Source organism: Phytoactinopolyspora halotolerans (assembly GCF_010550675.1).
Taxonomy (GTDB): Bacteria; Actinomycetota; Actinomycetes; order Jiangellales; family Jiangellaceae; genus Phytoactinopolyspora; species Phytoactinopolyspora halotolerans.
Genome location: NZ_JAAGOA010000053.1, coordinates 1 through 1764, shown reverse-complemented (window position 1 = coordinate 1764; position 1764 = coordinate 1). Strand labels below are relative to the sequence as shown.

Genomic DNA, 1764 nt, shown 5'->3' with positions numbered 1-1764 from the left:
GACCTGACTTGGGTCACATCATGTCATGTTGGGGTTCCGAGACGGGCTGACCTGCGGTGATGTGAGGGCTTAGTGCGCATTCAAGGCACTAATTTGGCGGTAGGGTGGTCTGGTGGCTTGGATTCGGCGGGTGCGTACCGCGTCGGGAGCGACGGCGGTGCAGATCGCTGAGTCGGTCGGTGGCCGGCGTCGCATCGTTCGGCATGTGGGATCGGCCCGGGACGAGGCCACGCTCGGGTTGTTGATGCAGCAGGCTCGCGACCTGCTCGACGACGACATGCAGGGCATCCTCGATCTGGGTATGCAGGTGCCGCAGCGGGCTGCACGGTTGGTCCGGGCGCCGTCGGAGCCGGTGCTGTTCGGCGACCAGCCAAATCCGCCGCAGCGCACGGTGAGGCCGGCGCGGGTGATGCGCGCGTCCTCGCAGCTGCTGTACGACACGCTGACGGCGGTGTTCGACGATCTCGGCTTCGGCGTCGTAGGCGACGACTGCTTCCGTGACCTAGTGATCGCCCGCATCGTCGAGCCGACCTCGCTACTCGACGTGGATCGGGTGCTGGCCGATCTGGGCCGGACCTCGGCGAGCTTGTCGACCCGTAAGCGCACGCTGCGCCGCGCCCAGAGCGGCGCTTACCGGGACCAGGTCGCCGAAGCCTGTTTCACGCATGCTTCCACCTGCGGCGATGTGTCCCTAGTGATCTACGATGTGACCACGCTGTACTTCGAGGCCGAGACCGAAGACGAGCTGCGCAAGGTCGGCTACTCCAAGGAAAGGCGGATCGATCCACAGATCGTGGTGGGGCTGCTGGTCGACCGCAACGGGTTTCCGCTGGAGATCGGCTGCTTCGAGGGCAACAAAGCCGAGACGGCCACGATCATTCCGATCGTCAAGCAGTTCCAAGACCGCCACAACCTCGCTGACATGGTCGTGGTCACCGACGCCGGCATGCTCTCGGCTGCCAACCTGCGCGAACTCGACAAGGCCCACTTGCGGTTCATCGTCGGCTCACGGGCGACCAAAGCCCCGATTGACCTGGCCTCGCACTTTCGCTGGAACGGCGACGCGTTCACCGATGGTCAGGTCATCGACACCCTCACCCCCAAGACCGGCCGCAACACCGACAACGACACAGCGTTGCGTGCTGAACCGATATGGGACCCCGAACAGCATGAATCGTCGTGGCGGGCGGTGTGGGCCTACTCGGCCAAGCGGGCCGCACGCGACAACAAGACGCTCACCGCGCAGGAGAACAAGGCACGTGCGGTCATCGCTGGCGAGAAGGCGGCGCGGACGCCGCGGTTCGTCAAAACCACCAGCGGGGCGCAGAGCCTGGACGAGACGGCACTGCAACGCGCCCGCCGGCTCGTCGGGCTCAAAGGCTACGTCACCAACATCCCCGCCCACCTGATGGACGCCAGCGAAGTGATCGCCTCCTACCACGACCTGTGGCACGTCGAGCAGTCGTTCCGGATGAGCAAGACAGACCTGCGGGCCAGGCCCCTATTCGCCCGCACACGCGACGCGATCGAGGCCCACCTCACGATCGTCTTCACCGCCCTGGCGGTATCCCGAACCGTTCAGGACCGCACCGGATGGTCGATCCGCAAGATCCTGCGCGAGCTACGCCCGCTGCGCTCGGCAACCATCGAAATCAACGGCAACATCCAGACCTTCCCGCCCGCACTCAACAACGACCACAAGGCCCTCATCGACGCCATCCACACCCCAAGCCCAAGGCACTAAGGCGTATGACCCAACTCAGG

At 65.2% G+C, this 1764-nt stretch carries 1 protein-coding gene; it reads left to right on the top strand.

Annotated features, from left to right (window positions below; genetic code table 11):
- The first annotated feature begins 112 nt into the window (after window positions 1-112).
- On the top strand, window positions 113-1744 hold the full coding sequence (locus G1H10_RS32035) for an IS1634 family transposase (protein WP_163745347.1): 1632 nt from the start codon (window positions 113-115) through the stop codon (window positions 1742-1744).
- The last annotated feature ends 20 nt before the right edge of the window (window positions 1745-1764 follow it).